Genomic DNA, 20,607 nt, shown 5'->3' on the forward strand with positions numbered 1-20,607 from the left:
TTCATTCACCACCTGTAAAACGCTTTCCGCTATTATTCAGCCCGTAGTAGAGATAAGTGAACTTTTGGTATTACTCTTGCCCTGATCCTGAATCAGGGCTTTTTTTTATGTTTTTCGCTACGCTCTGTACCCAACATGTCATTACTGACCGTCAGTCTGACATTGCCAGAGCACTGTATGCGTTTTTGACTTTCCACAAATAGCGCGGAGCCTGCGGTGCCGGATGTTTGCGCCGGACATGCTCATAAAACTCATCCGGTGACAATGCATTGATTTTTGTAATTGCCAGTGCGCGGTTATTATCAAATGTGCGCAATAATGCACCGGCGCCGTTCACATAAGAGACAATGGTGGCGTAATTGAGTGTTTGCGGATTGGTAATACCGGCAAGGTGCTGATCACGGATAATACGGATATACGTTGTGCCGATATCAATGTTGGTTTGCGGATCAAGCAGGTCACGGGTTGATGGCTCGCCATTACGCCCTTTCATGCGGTAAGCATCACGCCCGGCAGTAGAGGCTTTAATCTGCATCAGACCGACAGCATTCGATTTACTGATAACATCAGGCCGGTAAGAGGATTCCACTTCAATAATAGCGCGGATCAGTGTTTCATCGATTTCATAACTATTGGATGCCTGGCGGATAAACTGATCAAAAGGTGTCGCCGGATAAACACTATTTCCGTCTCCCTGTGCAGGAAACAACGAAGCGTCATAATCAGCGGACGGTGTCTTATTTATCCAGCCGCCGGTACGGGTCTGTTTATTACTTCCTGAGCAACCCGCTATCAATAATGCTATTGCAATCACACTAACGGTTTTTTTTCACTGTGCTACCCTTTATCCGGCGTTCTTCTGGCGTAAAGAATACTGAAAATGCACAGAAACAAAAAGAAGTTTACTTAACTTTTACTTTCCCTGTGATTCATAGCATAGTGTGAAGCAATTCCCTTGAATGTTATAAAGATATTACAAAAGTGCCTGACAGCATCAAATGATATTGATAATCATTATCAATAAAGATATCCTTAGTTTTTGTCACACTTTAACCAGGCAGGCTGATACCATGAACAAAAAACAAAAGACCCCCTTTCCCGCTTCCCTGGCGCGCATATTGCGCCATTCTGTCCTGCTGCTCACACTGAGTGCCGTTAGCTGGTATGCCACTGCGGCGGATAAAAAGTTTAAAGTCGTCACCACCTTTACGATTATTCAGGATATGGCTCAGAATGTTGCCGGCGATGCTGCCATTGTGGAGTCCATCACAAAGGTGGGTGCAGAGATCCATGACTATCAGCCGACCCCGAAAGATATTATGCGCGCACAGGATGCAGATTTAATTTTGTGGAACGGGTTAAACCTGGAGCGCTGGTTCGAGCGTTTTTTTGAGAATTTACAGGATGTTCCGGCGGTGACAATCACGGATGGCATCAAACCTAATTCGATTCGTGGCGGCACCTATAACGGCAACCCTAACCCGCATGCCTGGATGTCCCCCGCTAACGCCCTTATCTACGTTGATAATATCCGGGCAGCCCTGGTGAAACACGATCCTGCAAATGCAGACACCTATAATAAAAATGCCGCCGCATATTCCGAAAAAATCAAAGCAATGGATGCGCCTCTGCGCGCCCGGCTGGCAAACATCCCTGAAAATCAGCGTTGGCTGGCAACCAGTGAAGGTGCTTTCAGTTACCTCGCCAATGATTACGGATTTCAGGAAGTGTATTTGTGGCCGATTAATGCCGAAGAACAAGGCACGCCACAACAGGTGCGCCATATCATTGATACTATAAAAAAATATTCAATTCCGGTGGTCTTCAGCGAAAGTACTATTTCTGACAAACCGGCAAAACAGGTTGCCAAAGAGACGGGTGCAAAATACGGCGGTGTGCTGTATGTGGATTCACTGTCAACCGCAGAGGGTCCTGTACCGACTTATATAGATTTACTTAATGTGACCGTAGATACGATTGCCAAAGGATTTAACCAATGAGTGAACTTGCCGGTAAACCACGATTAGTTGTCGATAATGCAACCGTCACTTACAACAATGGTCACACCGCTATTTATGATGCCAGTTTTACTATTGATGGCGGCTCTATCTGCGCCCTTGTCGGCATCAACGGCAGTGGTAAATCCACTCTGTTCAAAACGATTATGGGCCTGGTTACGCCGACACAAGGGCGGGTAACACTCAATGATGAGCCGGTACGCGCCGCTCTGAAAAAAAATATTATCGCCTACGTTCCGCAAACAGAAGAAGTGGACTGGAATTTTCCGGTGCTGGTTTCAGATGTGGTTATGATGGGGCGTTACGGCAAAATGGGCTTTCTGCGCATTCCCGGCAAAGCAGATAAAAAAGCGGTTGCCGATGCTATTGAACGCGTTGGTTTAACCGGTTTAAGTCACCGCCAGATTGGTGAGCTTTCCGGCGGACAGAAAAAACGGGTATTCCTTGCCCGCGCACTGGCGCAGGAGGGAAAAGTTCTTCTGCTGGATGAACCCTTTACCGGGGTGGATGTAAAAACTGAAAATGCCATTGTTGACCTGCTGCGCGCACTGCGTGAAGAGGGGCATCTGGTGCTGGTATCCACCCATAACCTCGGGAGTGTGCCGGAGTTTTGCGATCATGTGATCCTGATTAACCGGACAGTGCTGGACAGCGGTCCTACTGCCACCACCTTTACACAAAAAAACCTGGAAAAAACCTTTGGCGGCGTTCTGCGCCATATCAATCTTTCAGGATCAGATCTTCATGACGATGATGACCCACGCTCACTCACTGTTATCACCGATGATGAACGCGCCGCCGTCTTCTACGGTCATCAGGATAATCTGACTGTGCAGACCGGCACTAAGGATGAACAGCCATGATTGAGCTGTTACTTCAGCCGTTTGAATACAACTATATGGTGAAAGCCATCTGGGTCAGCGCAATTGTGGGAGCCGTCTGTGCTTTTCTCTCTGCTTACCTGATGCTGAAAGGCTGGTCGCTGATGGGTGATGCTCTCTCTCACTCGGTCGTTCCCGGTGTTGCGGGGGCTTATGCGCTCGGCTTTCCTTATTCAGTTGGTGCATTTTTCACCGGTATGCTGGCGGCTCTTTCTATGACATTTGTCCGCCACCTGACCCGGCTGCGGGAAGATGCGGTGATCGGATTTATTTTTTCCACCTTCTTTGCCGCCGGTCTGCTGATTGTCTCGCTGAACCCGACCTCCGTGAATGTGCAGACGATTATTATGGGCAATATCCTCGGGATCGCCGATACCGATATGTTGCAGGTGGAAATTATTATTGCGGTGTCATTCCTGGTACTGATGTTTATCTGGAAAGATTTACTGGTGGTCTTTTTTGATGAAACCCATGCCCGTTCTATCGGACTTAATCCATCAGCACTGAAAATTATCTTTTTTACCCTGCTCAGTGCCTGTACGGTTGCCGCCCTGCAAACTGTCGGCGCAATACTGGTTATCGCCATGGTCATCACGCCGGGTGCAACTGCGTACCTGTTAACTGATCAGTTTAAAAAATTACTGATAACCGCGGTCATTTTAGGTGCGGTCACCAGCAGCGTTGGTGCTTACCTGAGCTATTTTCTCAATGGTGCCACCGGTGGCATGATAGTCACGTTACAAACAATCGTATTCCTGCTCGCCTTTTTCTTCGCACCAAAACACGGCATGTTATCAACCCGCCGCCGCGCCCGTCGTGAATCCGCCGCGTTACGCCGGGAGGCAAAATTATGAGTGATTTTCTGACCTCACTGTTTATTGACCCTTTTGCATTTCCGTTTATGCAGCGGGCCATGTTTGCGGCGATCATCACGGGCGCTGTCTGTGCCGTGCTCTCCTGCTTTCTGGTGCTCAAAGGCTGGTCGCTGATGGGGGATGCTATCTCTCATGCCGTGTTACCGGGAATTGTCCTCGCCTTTGTTATGGGCATCCCGATTATTATCGGTGCCTTTGTTTCGGGTTTATTCTGTGCCTTTGCCACCGGATACCTGAAAGAACACAGCCGGATCAAAGAAGATACGGTTATGGGGATTGTTTTTTCCGGCATGTTTGCGCTCGGCCTGGTTCTGTTTACCCGGATAGATACCGATCAGCATCTGACGCACATCCTGTTCGGCAATATTCTCGGGATCACACAGGCAGAGCTGTACCAGACAATGATAATTGCCGGGCTGACCATGGTTGTGCTGATGATAAAATACAAAGATTTCATGCTCTACTGTTTCGATCCGAACCAGGCGCGTGTTATCGGCTTACCTGTCCGCCTGCTGCATTACGGGCTGCTGTCACTGCTGGCACTGACCATTGTTGCCGCACTGCAGGCAGTCGGAATAATCCTTGTGATCGCCATGCTTATCTCGCCCGGCATCATTGCTTTCCTGTTGTGCCGCAGTTTCGGCAAAATGATCATAGTCGCCATTGCTGTATCAGTCAGCTCAAGTTACATCGGAACAGTTGTCAGCTTTCATATCGATGGTGCAACCGGTGCCTGTATCGTTCTGGTTCAGGCGCTCTATTTTGTTATTGCCCTGATTTATAACCAGCTCCGGTTATCCGCACTCAAACATCACAAACAGATAGCCTGATAACCCTGTACAGTGGCTGTTCCACGGATGGAATAACCACTGTTGTCCGGGCTTCCCGCTTCATCATTTCTGTTCAGGGCTCTTCTGAAACTTCCCGCGTAAGTCTCTTTTTTCGCTACTTCCCTGTGATTGGTGTGCAATTTGTGTGAGACATCCGCTTTTTTTCTTTTATATTCCGGCTGTAGAATAAATGAACTGATTAACGGCTTAGTGAGGTGGCTCATGTGGCAAGCAGTGGGACGTATACTCAGTGAACACTTCGGTGAACATTCGTTCTCTGATAAAAAGCAACTCAATGGTGGTGAAATCCATCGTTCCTGGTATGCCTGTTATGGCGATCAGCCGGTTTTTATCAAATACAACCGGCGCGACATGTTACAGGTCTTTAAAACAGAAGCAGAACAACTGGATGCGCTGAGTCGCAGCCACACACTGAGCACACCTGCCGTTTATGGTGTCGGTTCAACAAAAGAACACAGTTTTCTGATTATGGAATACCTGCCGCTGAAGCCTTTTGATTCACACACCGCTTATGTCTTCGGACAACAACTGGCGCGTCTGCATCAATGGCATGAACAACCCCGCTACGGTTTTGATGAAGACAATCTGCTCGGGACTAACCCGCAGCCGAATGCCTGGGATAAAAAATGGGCCTCTTTCTTTGCTGAAAAGCGTATCGGCTGGCAATTACAGCTCGCCAAAGAAAAAGGCATTGTATATGGCGATATTGATACGATTGTTGACCGGGTACAAGAGCGCCTGACTAACCATCAGCCACAACCCTCCCTGCTTCACGGCGATTTATGGCCGGCAAACTGTGCCGCCGTCACTGACGGAAGAACGGTTGCGTTTGACCCCGCCTGTTACTGGGGTGATCGTGAATGTGATTTGGCAATGCTCACTTTTTTCCCTGAACTGCCTATGCAAATCCTCGACGGGTATCAGCAGGTGTGGCCACTCGACAGTGGCTTTTTAGACCGGCAGCCCCTCTATCAGCTCTATTATCAGCTTCACCGCAGCCACTTATTCGGCGACCGTTATTACCAGAGCGCACAGGATATTATTGATGATATTCTGGCCCGCTGAAATATTGTCCATCCGTTACATGACGGATATTACAGCGCATATTGTAGTGGACAGAATGTAGTGAACAAAAAAACGCCCCGGACATACTAATGCCGGGGCGTTTTTCTTTTTATACCCTTATTCATTCAAACTGCAGGTTCGTTGGATGCTTTCAGATAACCCGCCGGAATTACCAGTTAAGAAACTTAATTAAAAACCATGCAATCACGCCTATAAATACAGGGAGTACATACAACACAAAAATCTGACGGAAAATAGTGTGGTTCGGAATACGAATTTTGGCTTTTAAGTCCTCAAGTGTTTTTCCGCTCTCTCTGGCATTTTCAATAATGCTCTGATCTTCAATATTTTCCCGGATAAACTTCACCTGTCTTGACATGCGGATCCCGGATGCACTCAGCGCCAGACCAACAAACATCAGAATATAGATCAGTAAAAAGCTTAAATTATAACTCTCAGTTCCCAGTAATTTGTCCGGCGTAGGTGAGTTGCGCCAGAATACATTCAGGAACGGCGTATTAACCCGGATCATTTCAGTGACAACGTTAATAAAATCCCCGATAACGGCATTAATCTTGTCACTGGCAGTGCTTTGCTGATGCGCCAGCTTCAGTAAAGAGACTATGGTTGAAATCAGCGCAGGAATAAACACCACCCACCCTGCCACACGTTTAAACACTGCGAGCCAGCGAGCCTGTTGCAACGTCATTCGTTTTCCTCATTTTATCTTTTAACGCTAATGATAACGCAGAAAACGGGTGAAAATCATTAGCAATATTCCGACCTTTTATAATATACCCTTATTCATTCAAACTGCAGGCTCGTTGGCTGCATCCTGAATGACGTTGGGTATAGCGTAAATTATTAACTCATTTAATGAATTCTGCTGATCCACTTGTTACAATCACTGTGCGTTTTAATTCATTGATAATTATCAGGAGCATACGCTATGTCCTACAGGTTACCAATTCAGGCCGCTATTTTTGATATGGATGGCTTACTGATTGATTCCGAACCTTTTTGGTTACAAGGTGAAGAGCAGGTTTTCAGCAGTCTGGGGCTGGATATGTCCCTGCGGGATAAACTACCTGACTTACTGGGGCTGCGTATCGATCAGGTCGTGGAATTATGGTATCACGCATCCCCGTGGCAGGGTCCGGACAAACAGGAAGTCACACAGCGAATTATTGATACCACTATTGCTATGGTGGAAAAAGAGCGCCCGCTGCTGCCGGGTGTGGAGCACGCACTGACACTGTGCCGGTCTGCCGGTCTGAAAATTGCGCTGGCGTCTGCTTCCCCGCTCTACATGCTGGAATCTGTGCTGGACATGTTTAACATCCGTGACTATTTTGATGCGGTCGTCTCTGCCGGTGATTTACCTTACAGCAAGCCACACCCGCAGGTTTATCTGAATGCCGCGCAGGCACTCGGTGTGAAACCGGTACAATGTGTTTCACTGGAAGATTCCGTCAATGGCATGATTTCCTGCAAAGCCGCGCGTATGCGCTCTGTTGTCATACCGGCAAAAGAAAATGCAGCCGATCCGCGCTGGTCACTGGCAGATTATAAGCTTGCTTCCCTGAATGAGCTGACAGCGGACATGATCCGTTAAACCTCCCGGCGGCAGGGATCCCCTGCCGTTTGAATGAATAAGGGTATAGTCGAATATTCCATACTTATCCATTAATAAATAAGCATTTTCTTTTTTACCCTCTGGTCGAACGCATCAAAAAACTTTATACTGCGCCACTGTATAAATAAACACCTGAGTATTTACCCGGTATTGATTGCGTCATGACGGCTGAAGGTCACCTGTTTTTTTTCTGTCGCCTCTATAGTGATGGTTCATCAGCTCCAGATTTCGCCTGAAATTACTCAGGGGGACTGGCTGCATCTGATCCCCGGCGCGCTTGCCGGTGCATTACTGCCGGATATCGACCACCCTAAATCGATGCTCGGTCAATGGGTACGGTTTATTTCAGTACCCGTGTCCCGCTTATGCGGTCACCGTGGCTTTACGCACAGTCTGCTGGCTATCCTGACCGGCATTTTTTTTATTCCATACCCGGCTGCCTGCCGGATGGGCTGTTCCTGCCGATTTTTACCAGGCGGTGATTGTCGGTTATCTCAGTCACCTGGTGGCGGATATGCTGACAACCGCAGGTATTCCGCTGTTATGGCCCATCCGCTGGCGTTTTTGTATTCCGGTTCTGGGCAGTAAAGGTAACAAGCGGGCTGAACGCAGTGTTGCCTTTTTTTGTATTGCTGGCCGCGTTTTATCTTCCTGCTCACTGGGAAAGCTGGTGGGGGCAGTTGTGGGATCTTATCCTTACCCAATTACCTATATAGTTATAATAAAATTAATTAATATAAAATATTGATATAAAAATGATCCGTTAAGTGACTGTTTCAACTAAATCAATCCCTTTGATCTACAATAAAGATATAAATAATTCAGATTAATTATAAGTACGACTGAAAAACTCCTGTTAATCTATAACGCATCATTTACAGTTTTAGCATTTGTATAACTGTATACGATTCAGCTAACAAACTATAACAACAATACCCTCAGGTATCGGAGTCCGGGATGAATTTTCCACTAATCAGCAATCTTGTCATATTCGTTGTCCTTCTGCTGGTGCTTATGAAGCTGTGCAGCAATAAGGACTGGAGTCTCTCCAAAAAAGTACTTACCGGTCTGGTTATCGGTGTGCTGTTCGGCCTCGGGCTGAATGCATTCTATGGTGCGGGTACCGCACCGATACAACAGGCATTGCCGTGGTTTGATATAGTCGGTAACGGCTATGTGAAACTGTTACAGATGGTCATTATGCCTCTGGTCTTCGCCTCTATCCTCAGTGCGGTTGCCCGCCTGCATCAGGCGTCTTCTCTGGGAAAAATCAGTGTGCTGACAATCGGCACACTGTTGATTACCACCGCGATCGCCGCCTTAATTGCTATCCTGGTTACCCTCGCCTTCGGTTTAACCGCTGACGGACTGGTTCAGGGTGTCAAAGAAACAGCACGCATCGCGCAGCTGGAGTCACAGTACGCGGGCAAAGTGTCTGACCTGACGCTGCCGCAGCTGATCCTCTCCTTCATCCCTAAAAATCCGTTTGCTGACCTGACCGGCGCAAACCCGACCTCTATTATCAGCGTGGTGATCTTTGCCGCCTTTATGGGTGTTGCTGCCCTCCAGCTGATTAAAGATAATGAAGAGCGCGGCGCGAAAGTGCTGAGCGCAATTGATATTCTTCAGGCATGGGTAATGAAGCTGGTTCGTCTGGTGATGCGTTTTACGCCTTATGGTGTATTTGCATTGATGACCAAAGTGGTTGCCGGTTCAAACATTCAGGACATCATTAAATTAGGCACATTTGTTGTTGCCTCTTATATTGCCATTCTGCTGATGTTTGTTGTTCACGGGTTGATTGTCGGGGTTGCCGGGATTAATCCGCTGCGCTTCTTCCGTAAGATTGCACCGGTACTGACGTTTGCATTTACCAGCCGTTCAAGTGCCGCCAGTATTCCGCTGAGTGTGGAAGCACAAACCCGCCGTCTCGGTATTCCGGACTCTATCGCCGGGTTTGCCGCCTCCTTTGGTACCACTATCGGTCAGAATGGTTGTGCCGGTATTTACCCTGCTATGCTCGCCGTCATGGTTGCGCCGACAGTCGGGATTAATCCGCTTGATCCGCTGTGGATTGCCACTCTGATAGGTATCGTGACCATCAGTTCTGCCGGTGTTGCCGGTGTGGGCGGCGGTGCAACCTTTGCCGCGCTGATTGTGTTGCCTGCAATGGGCTTACCGGTAACCCTGGTTGCGCTGCTTATCTCTGTTGAGCCATTAATTGACATGGGACGTACCGCACTGAATGTCAGCGGTTCAATGACCGCCGGAACCGTCACCGGCCAGGTGCTGGGACTGACTGACAAGACCGTGTTCAACAATGATAAAGATGATGATTTGCAGCAAGGATAATATCCCGTGCTGATTGTCGTCAGATAACAGAAAGCCCGTATTCAGGATATGAATATGGGCTTTCTGCTTTATATTACAATGTGTTGTGCATAAACGATACCAACTTACTAACCGCCAGCGCCACATAGTCCGGCTGGTCGTACATGGCTATATGGGTTGCACCGTCAATCACATATAACGTTTTATTCTCTGATGCCGCCTTCTGATAAATTTTTTTCTGATAACCAGCGCGTTCCCGCTTCACTTCCCGCAATCACCAGCAGAGGCTGTGTCAGAAAAATATCCGCATGATTAAATGCATCATACGTTACCAGTTGCGCCAGGCTGCGCGTGGTGATTTTGCCCGGCGCATTGGGATGTATTGCCCGCGCGGTATGATAGTAATCATGTGCTTCTGCCAGATCCGACTCCTGCGGTTCCGGAGCCGGGGCCGGAATGGTCGACAGATACCCCGTTGCCGCGCCTTTTGCTTCCTCATTCCGATGTTCAGCAGCCAGTTGCAGAAGTCCGGCGGTCTGTTCCGGTGTCTGATCGCCCCGCCATCCGTAACGATACATATCGCCGTAGTTAACCGCACTGATAGTTCCTGCTGCCTTAATCCTGTGATCAATTATTGCAGCATGAACCGCATAACCACCTCCGGCGCAAACTCCCGTCACACCGATGCGGTTTTCATCAACGAATGGCCGGGTCACCAGGTAATCCACCGCCGCACTGATATCCTCAACACGGGCATACGGATTTTCAAGGTGGCGCGGCTCACCACCGCTTTCCCCCTGGTATGATGCGTCAAAAGCCAGGGTGACAAAACCGTGTTCCGCCAGCTTTTCCGCATACAGACCGGCGGTCTGCTCTTTTACCCCGCCGCTGGGGTGAATCATGATAATCGCCGGATAACGACGTGACGCATCAAAATCTGCCGGGAAATACAGATTTCCGGCCATCTCAATATTGGCATTCATAAATCTGACTGGTGTCATTGTAGTATCCTCTGATAACAAAAAGTAAGTGCAAAACATCATAGCGCCGGACAATTACCTTGATTAGAGGCTATAATCTAATTTCGGTTATAAGTGAGGCTTATAAGTATGAAAGAGAACCTCAATGATTTGCAGACATTCCTGATGGTTGTCCGTGAAGGCAGCTTTACCCGGGCTGCGGTTCAGGCGGGTACATCGCAATCTGCAGTAAGTCAGACCATCAATAACCTGGAACAGCGCCTGCAACTGAAACTGCTGAACAGGACCACCCGCAGCCTGACTTTGACAGAGGCGGGTGAACGACTGATTGATCGGGTTGCACCGGCAATGGCTGAAATCACAGACGGGCTGGCACAACTGGCGGAACTGAGGGAAAAACCTGCCGGGACAGTACGGATTTCTGCCGATGAGTTTGCCGTACAACAGGTCTTGTGGCCTGCACTGATGCCGGTACTGAAAAAATATCCGGAAATCCGTCTGGAGCTGATCACGGATTACAGTCTGGTGGATATCGCCGGAGAACGCTTTGATGCCGGCGTGCGCCGGGGCGGACTGATTGCCGGAAATATGATAGCTGTCCCGATCAGCGCAGAAAACCCGATGGCACTGGTGGTTTCACCGGGATGCTTTGCCGCACATACCGCACCGGTAATACCGGAAGATTTGCTTTCTCTGCCCTGTATCAACCTGCGTTTACCGACTCACGGGGAAAATTTTGCCTGGGTCTTTGTCCGAAATAACCGGGAACAAAAACTGCGGGTCAGCGGACAACTGGTGATCAGCAGCATTAACCAGGCACTCAGTGCCTGCCTTGCAGGTTACGGATTTGCTTATCTGCCGCAGCAACTGGTCACTCCGCATATTGCCGCCGGGGAATTACTGAGCGTACTGAATGAATTTTGTATCACCTACCCGGAATATTATCTTTATTATACCAGCCGCCTGAAATCCTCTGTCGCTTTCGGTATTATCGCTGACGCACTCCGCAGACAAGTACAAAAAAAGGCCGTAACGCCCTGCGTTACAGCCTTTTTGCCATCATATCAGTGATTAATTCAGATACTCACCGCTGCGCAATGCGGCAATCCGCTTATCCAGCGGCGGGTGTGATAAAAACAGTTCACTGAATGCTTTATTACGCCCGTTGATGCAAAGCGCCATCATACTGCCCGCTTCCTGTGGCTCGTAACTGGTTTTCAGACGTTGCAGTGCGGCAATCATCTTCTCACGTCCCACCAGTTTTGCTGATCCCGCATCCGCATAAAACTCACGGTGGCGGGAGAACCACATGGTAATGATACTGGCAAGAATACCGAATACAATCTCCAGAACCATAGATACCGCAAAGTAAATCATCGGGTTACCCTGACTGCCGGAATTACTGTCATTGTTATTATTAGACATAAAGCCCGCGGCTAACTGCGCCAGGATACGGGAAATAAAGATAACAAACGTATTCACCACGCCCTGAAGCAGCGTCATCGTTACCATATCGCCGTTCGCAATATGACTGATTTCATGAGCGATAACGGCTTCTGCTTCGTCACGGCTCATACTTTCCAGTAAACCGGTACTGACCGCCACCAGCGACGCATCACGACGTGCGCCGGTTGCAAAGGCGTTAATGTCCGGTGCATGATAAACAGCTACCTGCGGCATACCAATGCCCGCTTGTTGTGCCTGGCGGCTCACGGTATCAAGCAGCCAGCGCTCTGTCTGGTTTGACGGATTGGTGATCACCTGTCCGCCCACAGAACGCAGCGCCATCCATTTTGACATCAGCAGTGAAACAAATGCACCACCGAAACCAAACAGCCCCGCCATGATCATAAGCCCGGTCACACTCTGCCCCTGAATACCGGTCAGACTCAGAATAATGCCGAACACAGCCATTACGGCCAGGTTAGTGAGTAAAAACAATGCAATTCGCATCATATCAGTAGGTTCCTTTAAATATATTGCCCGTCAGTTGTCTTAAAAATGGCGCCACTCTGCTAAATTTCAAGGTTTTTTTACCTGATGACATTAATTATTAAACAACTTTACACTTAATCTTAATAAGGTCTCTTTTTTACTACTTTGTGCGCAATATCCGGTTGCAGAAATAATCACCGCTTTTTAGTAAAAAACACTTTACTTTTTAAATGGGAAAAATTATCATTCTCGTTGTCGGTACCTGAGTAAATTACTAAGGTATTGGCAAACGACATTGCTCACATTGCTTCCAGTAATTTAGAAGTTTCTCAGCCAGCCTTCGCGCTGGCTTTTTTTTTATCCCGCATTTACTGTCAGCGCTCATACAACTCCACCGGAAGATTATCCGGATCAAAACAGAATAAAAAATGTTTTCCGGTGAATTCATCCGTCCGGATCCCGTCACAGTGAATTGCCTGTGCGTCCAGAAAGGCTTTCCACGCCGCAAGGTCATTCACAGCAAAGGCCAGATGGCGCAAACCGCAGGCTTCCGGCTGACTGAGACGCGCCGGACTTGCCGGGAAAGTAAACAGCTCAAGTAAATACTCTCCGTTCAGCGCCAGATCGATTTTCCACGAATTCCGCGCTTCACGATAATGCTCACTGATCACCGTAAAACCAAGCACATCACAATAAAACGCCAGGCTGGCCGCTTTGTCTGATGCAATCACTGCAATATGATCAATTTTCTCAATCTTCAGCATGCTATTCCTTTATAACGCCCCGTTTCCGGGGCGTTTACCGACGTCAGATTACAGTGGCTGAGTCTGTGCTTCCACCGCAGCCAGCGCGACCATGTTCACAATACGGCGTACCGAGGAAATCGACGTCAGAATGTGTACCGGTTTATTAATCCCCATCAGTACCGGACCTACTGTCACCCCTTCTGAACTGGTGACGCGCAGCAGGTTATAACTGATACGGGCGGCTTCACCGTTTGGCATAATCAGCAGGTTAGCCGCGCCTTTCAGCGGGCTGTCCGGCATCAGATCACGACGGATGGCTTCCACCAGCGCTGCATCACCGTGCATTTCGCCATCAATTTCCAGAGACGGGTCCTGTGCGCGGACCAGCGCCAGGGTGTCGCGCATTTTATCGGCAGACGGCGACCGGCAGGAGCCGAAGCTTGAACGGGATAACAGCGCCACTTTTGGCTCGATCCCGAAACGGCGTACAGCATTTGCCGCCATCAGCGTAATCTCCGCAAGCTGTTCAGCGGTCGGGTCATCATGCACATAGGTGTCTGTAATAAAGGTATTGCCTGTCGGCAGGATCAGCGCATTCATCGCCCCGGCAGTATGGACGCCCTCATGGAAACCAAATACATTTTCCACAATATTGTAATGCTCATGATAATCCCCGACGATTCCGCAGATCATACCGTCAGCCTCACCACGGTGAACCATTATTGCGCCAATGCTGGTCGGGTTGGTAATGATGGCGCGGCGCGCCTGCTCCTGTGTCACCCCTTTGCGTTTCATCAGCTGATAATATTCCTGCCAGTATTCAGCAAAGCGCGGATCACTTTCATTATTTACAATTTCAAAATCAGTCCCCGGGACAATCTGTAATCCCAGTTTTTTGATCCGCATCTCAATCACATCCGGGCGACCAATCAGAACAGGGAATGCCAGCCCCATACTGACCAGCTCCTGAGTCGCATGTAACATGCGCGGCTCTTCACCTTCTGCCAGCACAATCCGTTTGCGGTCTTTGCGCGCCATAGAAAAAATCGGTTTCATAAACAGCGTGGTTTTATAGACAAATTCATTCAGATGCTCAAGATACGCACTGAAATCTTCAATCGGACGGGTGGCAACACCCGTTTCCATCGCCGCTTTTGCCACTGCCGGTGCAATTTTCAGGATCAGGCGCGGATCAAATGGTTTTGGAATAATATATTCACGCCCGAAAGAGAGTTCCTGTCCGCCGTAGGCAGAAGCAACCTGCTCGCTCTGCTCTGCCAGCGCCAAATCAGCAATGGCTTTTACACACGCCAGTTTCATCTCTTCATTTATGGCGGTTGCACCTACATCAAGCGCACCACGGAAGATAAACGGGAAGCAAAGCACATTGTTAACCTGATTCGGATAATCCGAGCGCCCGGTACAGATAATGGCATCCGGACGCACTTCCAGCGCCAGCGGCGGCAGAATTTCCGGCTCCGGATTTGCCAGCGCGAGGATCAACGGATCCGGCGCCATATCTTTAACCATCGCCTGTGTCAGCACGCCGGGTCCTGAGCAGCCGAGGAAAATATCGGCACCGGGCATAGCATCCGCCAGTGAGCGCATGCCGTTATCATCAATCGCATAGGCGGCTTTGGTTTGCGCCATATTGGCTTCACGATCTTTGTAAATCACACCTTTCGAGTCACAAACAGTGATATTTTCCCGTTTTAACCCCAGTTGCACCAGCAGGTTCATACAGGCGATAGACGCCGCACCCGCGCCGGAGACGACCAGGCGCACATCACTGATTTTTTTATTAACAATACGCAGCCCGTTCAGTACGGCGGCGGTACTGATAATCGCGGTACCGTGCTGGTCATCATGGAATACCGGGATATTCATGCGCTCACGCAGTTTTTGCTCGATATAAAAACATTCCGGCGCTTTGATATCTTCCAGGTTAATGCCGCCGAATGTTGGCTCCAGCGATGCGATGATATCAACTAATTTATCCGGATCTGATTCATCGACTTCAATATCAAAGACATCCACACCGGAGAACTTTTTAAATAAAACGCCTTTACCTTCCATTACCGGCTTTCCGGCTAATGCTCCGATATTCCCCAGACCAAGAACCGCACTACCGTTAGAGATAACCGCGACAAGATTCCCCTTTGCCGTATATTTATAGGCCGCCAGCGGATTTTTTGCGATTTCCAGGCACGGAGCAGCAACACCCGGTGAATACGCCAGTGCAAGATCACGCTGTGTGGCAAGTGGTTTTGTCGGCGTAACGGTAATTTTGCCGGGCGACGGAAACTGATGAAAATCAAGGGCGCTTTGTTTTAATTGTTCGTCCATAACACATCCTTTACAGGGCAAGATGACAGAGTCTGAGCCGGTCAGCCACAGCATCAGTATGCCGCCGGCAAATTATTTAAAGATACAATAACAGTATACTAATAAATAACCGAATAGTGAAAATACTGTAATATTCATGTGTTTAATGTTTACAGAGTGTTGAAAAAAACGACATTTCATTATGTGCCTGCCTGATATATCTGACCAAATACCGTTATTCCGCGTATTGTTTCCCCGTATCAGAAACCGGTTAATTTATCCGCACAATATACTTTACGTTATTAGAGTCGTTATTATTTTTAAATGGTTTGTTATTTGCACATATAACCGTTTTGCGTAAAAATCAATTGTCAGCCGCGATAATGATATTTTTATGTTTTTAATAATAAGCATATCAATTAAATCGCCATAATTAATATGGCTTCATACCGTACACCCGGCAAGGGAGAATTCTATGCCTCATCACACTATTATGGTTATTGATGACCACCCGTTGTTACGCTATGGTTTTCAAATGCTTTTACAGCCGGATTACGCGCTGACCATCATGCCTGAGCCAACGGATAACGCGGGGCTTTTTGCCTATATTCATCAGCATGTTCCCCGCATGATTATATTAGATATTAATATTCACGCTTTTTCAGGAATTGATTTCATTAAGAAACTCCGCCATAAAAGAGTGCCCAGTTATATTCTGGTATTTTCACAGTCACAAGAGCGAAATGATATATACGCGGCTATTGATGCTGGGGCTGATGGTTATATATTGAAGAATTGCGATGTTGATTATTTAGCAGATCAGATAAAGAATGCATTTCAGGGGAAAAAAAATATTCAGCGAATCTGTCTGTAAAATATTACAGGAGCGGGAGCATTTTCATGACCCGATAACCTATCTTACCCGGCGGGAGTCAGATGTTCTGAAAGAACTGGCCTGCGGGATGAAAAATAAAGAGATAGCAAGGGCGCTGTATATTTCAGAAGAAACGGTAAAAGTACACATCCGTAATATCCTGAAAAAACTGAATGTCTCCACGCGGCTGGCAGCCAGCCTGTTGTATCTCAAACACCGGCTCCCCCGCTGAGCGGATATCCCCGGGCGCGTCTTGGGGATTATTCGTTTTCACTGTCAATACTGGCAGGTGTCGGATAATTAAGCAGCTCCAGGGTACCGTCCGGGTTTTCGCGGACATCCACCTGGATAACTTCTTTGTTCATTCCGCGGATAACGGTATCCACCTCACTGTACGCGTAGCGGATACTTTTATCCCGCGCCCAGTCCGGCATATCTGTCACACCATAGTAAAAATAAACGGTATTAATACCGTTTTCCTGAAATTCAATGGCAGTGACTTTACTGATGCGCAGAGCTCCGTAACAGAAATCTTCACGAGCCTGCCAGGCATCACGCCCTTTTTCTGTCAGTGTGTACTCCACACCTTCAGGTTTAATGGTTGCAGTGATTAACCCCACCGTTGCCAGAGCATTGAGGCGCGAAATCATCCAGGGTTCGGACTGGCTTGAACTCAGTTGCGGCCATTTGTGCTCATCAAGGCACAATTCACTGTTTTCCACAAACTTGTGCTGGAGCTCAGTCAGATAAAAATCTGTTTGTCCCGCAAAGGTAAACCCGGCAAACAACAGCGTGCTTATGGCTAAGTACTCTCTCATCTATCCCGTCTCAACATCTTCCGGATGTATTTATCCGGTTTTGGTGTAATGCTAACTCACTTTTTTCCATTTATCGAATATTCTCTGCGCGTAACGCTCTGGATAACTACGCCAAATTACCGCATTATGCTATTTTTCGTGTTCACGACAAAGGATTAAAGATGAAAAATACACCCTCCGTCTACCGGATTTTTGGTATCAAAAATTGCGACACGATGAAAAAAGCCCGCGCATGGCTGGATACAAACGGGATCGCATATGAATTCCACGACTACCGGCAGGATGGCATTGATGCCGCGCTGCTGACAGAATTTATCCGTCATATTGACCTGACACAACTGCTCAATAAACGCGGCACCACCTGGCGCCAGCTGGATAAAACAGAGCAGGATGCCGCGACTGATACCGCTGCTGCTATCCGTCTGATGACGGAAAAACCGGCCTTAATTAAACGCCCGGTGCTGGTTTCCCCGGACGGTCGCTACCACCTTGGTTTTAAAGCTGATGACTATCAGCAGTTCTGCCGCTGAATATCGCCATACCCTTATTCATTCAAACTGCAGGTTCGTTGGCGGCATGAAGCCAGCCGGGTCACATACTGATGTATGCTCCCCGTCTATCTTCCCTTGCCGCCTGCCTGCATCTTGAATGACGTTGGGTATATAAATTAAGTAAGGAAGCACAATGCATTGTCCTGTAATTGAACTGGCAAAACAACTTATCAGCCGCGAATCTGTCAGCCCGGACGATAACGGCTGCCAGGCACTGATGACTGAACGCCTGGCGGCCATCGGCTTTACCGTTGAACAAATGCCCTCCGGCGATACTCAAAATTTCTGGGCGCACCGGGGCGGCAACGGAAAAACACTCGCCTTTGCCGGACATACAGATGTTGTGCCGCCGGGAGACACCGCCCGCTGGCGCACCCCGCCTTTTGAACCCGCCCTGATAGATGGCATGCTGTACGGACGCGGTGCCGCAGATATGAAAGGCTCTCTCGCCGCCATGATGGTTGCCGCCGAGCGCTTTGTCTCGCGTTATCCGCAATATCCGGGTCGCCTGGCATTTCTGATTACCTCCGATGAAGAGGCTGCCGCGACCGACGGCACAGTGAAAGTTGTGCAAGCGCTGATGAAGCGCAATGAAAAGGTGGAATATTGCCTGGTCGGCGAACCATCAAGCCAGACACAACTGGGGGATACCATCAAAAATGGCCGCCGTGGCTCAATTACAGCTAATCTGACCATTCACGGTATTCAGGGGCACGTTGCGTATCCGCATCTGGCGGATAACCCGGTTCACCGCGCTATACCCTTTATACAAGAGCTGATAAACACGCACTGGGACAGCGGCAACGAATTCTTCCCGCCGACCAGTATGCAGATAGCCAATATTCACGCCGGAACCGGCAGCAATAATATTATCCCGGGTGATTTGTTCGTGCAGTTTAATTTCCGTTTCAGCAGTGAATCCACCAGTACGCAACTGGAAGCCCTTGTTGCGGCACTGCTGGAGAAGCATCAGTTACCGCACAGTATCAGCTGGTCACTCTCCGGGCATCCGTTCCTGACGCCTGAAGGACCACTGACAGAGGCAGTTTGCCACGCTGTCGGGCAGTATTGTCACCTGACACCGGAATTGTCGACCAGCGGCGGAACCTCTGACGGACGTTTTATCGCGCAGATGGGTACACAGGTTGTCGAGCTGGGACCGCTGAATGCCACAATCCATAAAGTAGATGAATGTGTAAGTGCCGCTGATTTGCAGCAACTCAGCCGTATCTATCAGCGCATTATGGAGCAGATTTTACTATGATGACCTTTGAGATGCTGACCGGGCAGACGCGTGACCATGTGATTAATTTTGCCGGTAATCATCACCTGCAATTCAATGCCACCAAAGCGTTTCTGGCAATGCAGAAAGCCGCCGCCGGAGCGGGATTTAAACTGATGCCTGCCAGTTCGTTCCGTGATTTTGCGCGCCAGCAGAGTATCTGGAATGAGAAATTTGCCGGAACCCGCACTGTAAATGATGCGGATAACCGCCCGCTGGATGTATCTGTGCTGTCAGAAGCGCAGCGCTGTCAGGCAATTCTGCGCTGGTCTGCCCTGCCGGGCGCCAGCCGCCATCACTGGGGAACGGAGGTGGATTATTACGATCCGTTCCGCCTGCCTGCTGACACATCGCTGCAACTTGAGCCTTGGGAATACGAGGAAGGCGGCTATTTTGCGACACTGTCTGCCTGGTTAACAGAGAATATGGCGCAGTTTGATTTTTATCTGCCGTTCACACAGAAAAAAACAGGTGGCGTGGCGTATGAGCCCTGGCATATCAGCTACTGGCCGCTCTCATATGAAGCGGAGCAACTTTATACTGTAGATACACTGGAACAGGTGCTGAACACGCAGGAGATTGCAGGGAAAACCTGGCTTCTGGCAAACCTGGACAGTATTTATCAGCACTATGTCCGCCTGCCGGGTTCGTCTGCCGGAAAATAGTTAATCTTCCGGTTTCCCCGGTTTTTCCTCTGATGCCGCCGGGTTCTGTGGCGGCATTTCTTCAGTCTCCGGCAAACGCAGCATAAAAATCAGCAGGCAGGCTAAAATCACCAGTAATAACAGCCGGATATAAATCAGCTTCACCAGCCAGAGAGAAACAGCAAAGGTCACTAAAATAACCATCACGGCACGGCGCTTTGCCTTACGCGGTAAACCTTTGTGTTCCTGCCAGTGACGGATATAACCGCCGAACCAGGAACGGTACAGCAGCCAGTGATGAAAACGCGGGGATGAACGGGAGAAGCACCATGCCGCCAGCAGCAGAAACGGCGTTGTCGGCAACAAAGGCAAAACAACACCCAGTGTTGCCAGTACAACGGCAATCCAGCCGCATAACAACAGCAGCAAGCGTGTAAATGGCATCCTTTTATCTCTCTCCCGATGATAGCTCTGCACGATTATAGTTCTGCACGATGTTATCGTTATGTATACCCTTATTCATTCAAACTGCAGGTTCGTTGGCTGTGCTCATCCAGCCGGGTCACATACTAATGTATGCTCCCCGTCTGGCTTCCCTTGCCGCCTGCCTGCAATTCGAATGACGTTGGGTATATACTCTAAATAATTCAGGATGATGAGTATAACACTATATTCAACCGGCTTCTGAGGTAGGACGACAAAGCCGCGTCCCGTTTTAACCGGGACGCGGCTCAGAGTATTAAAATAAAAAATAAACTTTAAAATCAAATGATTGATAATTTAATTTTGGTCACC

Annotated in this window: 21 protein-coding genes and 1 pseudogene; 14 read left to right on the plus strand and 8 right to left on the minus strand. The window is 48.7% G+C overall.

Annotation, left to right across the window (positions count from 1 at the left end):
• Positions 1 to 151: 151 nt before the first annotated feature.
• Complete coding sequence (locus AYY16_RS05695; protein WP_082970598.1) at positions 152 to 814, minus strand: transglycosylase SLT domain-containing protein; 663 nt, start codon at positions 812 to 814, stop codon at positions 152 to 154.
• A 256-nt stretch (positions 815 to 1,070) separates the two neighbouring features.
• On the opposite strand from AYY16_RS05695, the gene AYY16_RS05700 reads away from it, so the two are divergent.
• From AYY16_RS05700 to AYY16_RS05720, 5 genes are all read left to right on the plus strand, one after another.
• Positions 1,071 to 2,000 carry a metal ABC transporter substrate-binding protein gene (locus AYY16_RS05700; protein WP_067363162.1) on the plus strand — a complete coding sequence of 310 codons (930 nt, stop codon included), beginning with the start codon at positions 1,071 to 1,073 and terminating at the stop codon, positions 1,998 to 2,000.
• Positions 1,997 to 2,881, plus strand: a complete 885-nt coding sequence (locus tag AYY16_RS05705; RefSeq protein WP_067363166.1) for a manganese/iron ABC transporter ATP-binding protein — start codon at positions 1,997 to 1,999, stop codon at positions 2,879 to 2,881. Before AYY16_RS05700 ends, AYY16_RS05705 begins: the two co-directional genes overlap by 4 nt.
• The gene (locus tag AYY16_RS05710) at positions 2,878 to 3,753 is read left to right on the plus strand and encodes a metal ABC transporter permease (RefSeq protein WP_067363169.1); all 876 of its coding nucleotides are present in this window, start codon (positions 2,878 to 2,880) and stop codon (positions 3,751 to 3,753) included. Before AYY16_RS05705 ends, AYY16_RS05710 begins: the two co-directional genes overlap by 4 nt.
• Positions 3,750 to 4,604, plus strand: a complete 855-nt coding sequence (locus tag AYY16_RS05715) for a metal ABC transporter permease (RefSeq protein ID WP_067363172.1) — start codon at positions 3,750 to 3,752, stop codon at positions 4,602 to 4,604. The genes AYY16_RS05710 and AYY16_RS05715 overlap by 4 nt, the downstream gene beginning before the upstream one ends.
• A gap of 222 nt (positions 4,605 to 4,826) precedes the next feature.
• Positions 4,827 to 5,690 carry a fructosamine kinase family protein gene (locus AYY16_RS05720; protein WP_067363175.1) on the plus strand — a complete coding sequence of 288 codons (864 nt, stop codon included), beginning with the start codon at positions 4,827 to 4,829 and terminating at the stop codon, positions 5,688 to 5,690.
• A gap of 169 nt (positions 5,691 to 5,859) precedes the next feature.
• On the opposite strand, the gene AYY16_RS05725 is transcribed toward AYY16_RS05720, so the two are convergent.
• Positions 5,860 to 6,399: a YniB family protein gene (locus AYY16_RS05725; protein ID WP_067363178.1), complete on the minus strand. Its 540-nt coding sequence runs from the start codon at positions 6,397 to 6,399 to the stop codon at positions 5,860 to 5,862.
• Positions 6,400 to 6,639: 240 nt separating this feature from the next.
• Here AYY16_RS05725 and hxpB point away from each other — a divergent pair, with 240 nt between their 5' ends.
• The 3 genes and pseudogenes from hxpB to AYY16_RS05740 all read left to right on the plus strand — a co-directional run bounded on the left by hxpB (position 6,640) and on the right by AYY16_RS05740 (position 9,678).
• Positions 6,640 to 7,305, plus strand: coding sequence for a hexitol phosphatase HxpB (gene hxpB, locus AYY16_RS05730; protein ID WP_067363182.1), 666 nt, complete (start codon positions 6,640 to 6,642; stop codon positions 7,303 to 7,305).
• Between the two features lie 182 nt (positions 7,306 to 7,487).
• Positions 7,488 to 8,074 (plus strand): annotated as a pseudogene (locus AYY16_RS05735) (metal-dependent hydrolase).
• A gap of 209 nt (positions 8,075 to 8,283) precedes the next feature.
• Positions 8,284 to 9,678 carry an L-cystine transporter gene (locus AYY16_RS05740; RefSeq protein ID WP_067363185.1) on the plus strand — a complete coding sequence of 465 codons (1,395 nt, stop codon included), beginning with the start codon at positions 8,284 to 8,286 and terminating at the stop codon, positions 9,676 to 9,678.
• Positions 9,679 to 9,860: 182 nt separating this feature from the next.
• Here the strand turns inward: AYY16_RS05740 and AYY16_RS05745 are convergent, their stop codons facing one another.
• The gene (locus AYY16_RS05745; protein WP_235846223.1) at positions 9,861 to 10,658 is read right to left on the minus strand and encodes an alpha/beta hydrolase; all 798 of its coding nucleotides are present in this window, start codon (positions 10,656 to 10,658) and stop codon (positions 9,861 to 9,863) included.
• 108 nt (positions 10,659 to 10,766) lie between these two features.
• Between AYY16_RS05745 and AYY16_RS05750 the strand changes: the two genes are divergently transcribed.
• Positions 10,767 to 11,708 (plus strand): LysR family transcriptional regulator, encoded by a 942-nt coding sequence (locus tag AYY16_RS05750; RefSeq protein WP_067363188.1) that lies wholly within the window; start codon positions 10,767 to 10,769, stop codon positions 11,706 to 11,708.
• Here the strand turns inward: AYY16_RS05750 and htpX are convergent, their stop codons facing one another.
• The 3 genes from htpX to maeB all read right to left on the minus strand — a co-directional run bounded on the left by htpX (position 11,709) and on the right by maeB (position 15,664).
• Positions 11,709 to 12,593 carry a protease HtpX gene (htpX, locus tag AYY16_RS05755; protein WP_067363191.1) on the minus strand — a complete coding sequence of 295 codons (885 nt, stop codon included), beginning with the start codon at positions 12,591 to 12,593 and terminating at the stop codon, positions 11,709 to 11,711.
• Between the two features lie 353 nt (positions 12,594 to 12,946).
• Positions 12,947 to 13,336, minus strand: a complete 390-nt coding sequence (locus tag AYY16_RS05760; protein WP_067363194.1) for a VOC family protein — start codon at positions 13,334 to 13,336, stop codon at positions 12,947 to 12,949.
• 48 nt (positions 13,337 to 13,384) lie between these two features.
• Positions 13,385 to 15,664 (minus strand): NADP-dependent oxaloacetate-decarboxylating malate dehydrogenase, encoded by a 2,280-nt coding sequence (gene maeB, locus AYY16_RS05765; RefSeq protein ID WP_067364784.1) that lies wholly within the window; start codon positions 15,662 to 15,664, stop codon positions 13,385 to 13,387.
• 454 nt (positions 15,665 to 16,118) lie between these two features.
• Between maeB and AYY16_RS20875 the strand changes: the two genes are divergently transcribed.
• Both AYY16_RS20875 and AYY16_RS20880 read left to right on the plus strand, forming a co-directional pair.
• Complete coding sequence (locus AYY16_RS20875; RefSeq protein WP_235846224.1) at positions 16,119 to 16,517, plus strand: response regulator; 399 nt, start codon at positions 16,119 to 16,121, stop codon at positions 16,515 to 16,517.
• On the plus strand, positions 16,474 to 16,749 hold the full coding sequence (locus AYY16_RS20880) for a LuxR C-terminal-related transcriptional regulator (RefSeq protein ID WP_235846225.1): 276 nt from the start codon (positions 16,474 to 16,476) through the stop codon (positions 16,747 to 16,749). The genes AYY16_RS20875 and AYY16_RS20880 overlap by 44 nt, the downstream gene beginning before the upstream one ends.
• A gap of 28 nt (positions 16,750 to 16,777) precedes the next feature.
• Here the strand turns inward: AYY16_RS20880 and AYY16_RS05775 are convergent, their stop codons facing one another.
• Entirely contained in the window at positions 16,778 to 17,335 is a 558-nt protein-coding gene (locus AYY16_RS05775; protein ID WP_067363197.1) for a hypothetical protein, read from the minus strand.
• Positions 17,336 to 17,496: 161 nt separating this feature from the next.
• On the opposite strand from AYY16_RS05775, the gene AYY16_RS05780 reads away from it, so the two are divergent.
• From AYY16_RS05780 to AYY16_RS05790, 3 genes are all read left to right on the plus strand, one after another.
• Entirely contained in the window at positions 17,497 to 17,865 is a 369-nt protein-coding gene (locus tag AYY16_RS05780) for an ArsC family reductase (protein WP_067363200.1), read from the plus strand.
• A gap of 154 nt (positions 17,866 to 18,019) precedes the next feature.
• On the plus strand, positions 18,020 to 19,150 hold the full coding sequence (gene dapE / locus AYY16_RS05785) for a succinyl-diaminopimelate desuccinylase (protein ID WP_067363203.1): 1,131 nt from the start codon (positions 18,020 to 18,022) through the stop codon (positions 19,148 to 19,150).
• Positions 19,147 to 19,833, plus strand: a complete 687-nt coding sequence (locus AYY16_RS05790) for a M15 family metallopeptidase (RefSeq protein ID WP_067363206.1) — start codon at positions 19,147 to 19,149, stop codon at positions 19,831 to 19,833. The genes dapE and AYY16_RS05790 overlap by 4 nt, the downstream gene beginning before the upstream one ends.
• On the opposite strand, the gene AYY16_RS05795 is transcribed toward AYY16_RS05790, so the two are convergent.
• On the minus strand, positions 19,834 to 20,256 hold the full coding sequence (locus AYY16_RS05795; protein WP_067363216.1) for a DUF454 family protein: 423 nt from the start codon (positions 20,254 to 20,256) through the stop codon (positions 19,834 to 19,836). It abuts the gene before it with no gap.
• Positions 20,257 to 20,607 lie beyond the last annotated feature (351 nt).

Source organism: Morganella psychrotolerans, assembly GCF_001676155.1.
In the GTDB taxonomy this organism is placed as follows: domain Bacteria; phylum Pseudomonadota; class Gammaproteobacteria; order Enterobacterales; family Enterobacteriaceae; genus Morganella; species Morganella psychrotolerans.

Coding starts and splice junctions, on each gene's coding strand:
- AYY16_RS05790 (WP_067363206.1), top strand. CDS start 19,147: ATGATGACCTTTGAGATGCTGACCGGGCAGACGCGTGACCATGTGATT.
- AYY16_RS05710 (WP_067363169.1), top strand. CDS start 2,878: ATGATTGAGCTGTTACTTCAGCCGTTTGAATACAACTATATGGTGAAA.
- htpX (WP_067363191.1), bottom strand. CDS start 12,593: ATGATGCGAATTGCATTGTTTTTACTCACTAACCTGGCCGTAATGGCT.
- AYY16_RS05745 (WP_235846223.1), bottom strand. CDS start 10,658: ATGACACCAGTCAGATTTATGAATGCCAATATTGAGATGGCCGGAAAT.
- AYY16_RS05705 (WP_067363166.1), top strand. CDS start 1,997: ATGAGTGAACTTGCCGGTAAACCACGATTAGTTGTCGATAATGCAACC.
- AYY16_RS05700 (WP_067363162.1), top strand. CDS start 1,071: ATGAACAAAAAACAAAAGACCCCCTTTCCCGCTTCCCTGGCGCGCATA.
- AYY16_RS05760 (WP_067363194.1), bottom strand. CDS start 13,336: ATGCTGAAGATTGAGAAAATTGATCATATTGCAGTGATTGCATCAGAC.
- AYY16_RS05725 (WP_067363178.1), bottom strand. CDS start 6,399: ATGACGTTGCAACAGGCTCGCTGGCTCGCAGTGTTTAAACGTGTGGCA.
- AYY16_RS05720 (WP_067363175.1), top strand. CDS start 4,827: ATGTGGCAAGCAGTGGGACGTATACTCAGTGAACACTTCGGTGAACAT.
- AYY16_RS05750 (WP_067363188.1), top strand. CDS start 10,767: ATGAAAGAGAACCTCAATGATTTGCAGACATTCCTGATGGTTGTCCGT.
- AYY16_RS20875 (WP_235846224.1), top strand. CDS start 16,119: ATGCCTCATCACACTATTATGGTTATTGATGACCACCCGTTGTTACGC.
- AYY16_RS05795 (WP_067363216.1), bottom strand. CDS start 20,256: ATGCCATTTACACGCTTGCTGCTGTTGTTATGCGGCTGGATTGCCGTT.
- AYY16_RS05715 (WP_067363172.1), top strand. CDS start 3,750: ATGAGTGATTTTCTGACCTCACTGTTTATTGACCCTTTTGCATTTCCG.
- hxpB (WP_067363182.1), top strand. CDS start 6,640: ATGTCCTACAGGTTACCAATTCAGGCCGCTATTTTTGATATGGATGGC.
- AYY16_RS05775 (WP_067363197.1), bottom strand. CDS start 17,335: ATGAGAGAGTACTTAGCCATAAGCACGCTGTTGTTTGCCGGGTTTACC.
- dapE (WP_067363203.1), top strand. CDS start 18,020: ATGCATTGTCCTGTAATTGAACTGGCAAAACAACTTATCAGCCGCGAA.
- maeB (WP_067364784.1), bottom strand. CDS start 15,664: ATGGACGAACAATTAAAACAAAGCGCCCTTGATTTTCATCAGTTTCCG.
- AYY16_RS05780 (WP_067363200.1), top strand. CDS start 17,497: ATGAAAAATACACCCTCCGTCTACCGGATTTTTGGTATCAAAAATTGC.
- AYY16_RS20880 (WP_235846225.1), top strand. CDS start 16,474: ATGCATTTCAGGGGAAAAAAAATATTCAGCGAATCTGTCTGTAAAATA.
- AYY16_RS05740 (WP_067363185.1), top strand. CDS start 8,284: ATGAATTTTCCACTAATCAGCAATCTTGTCATATTCGTTGTCCTTCTG.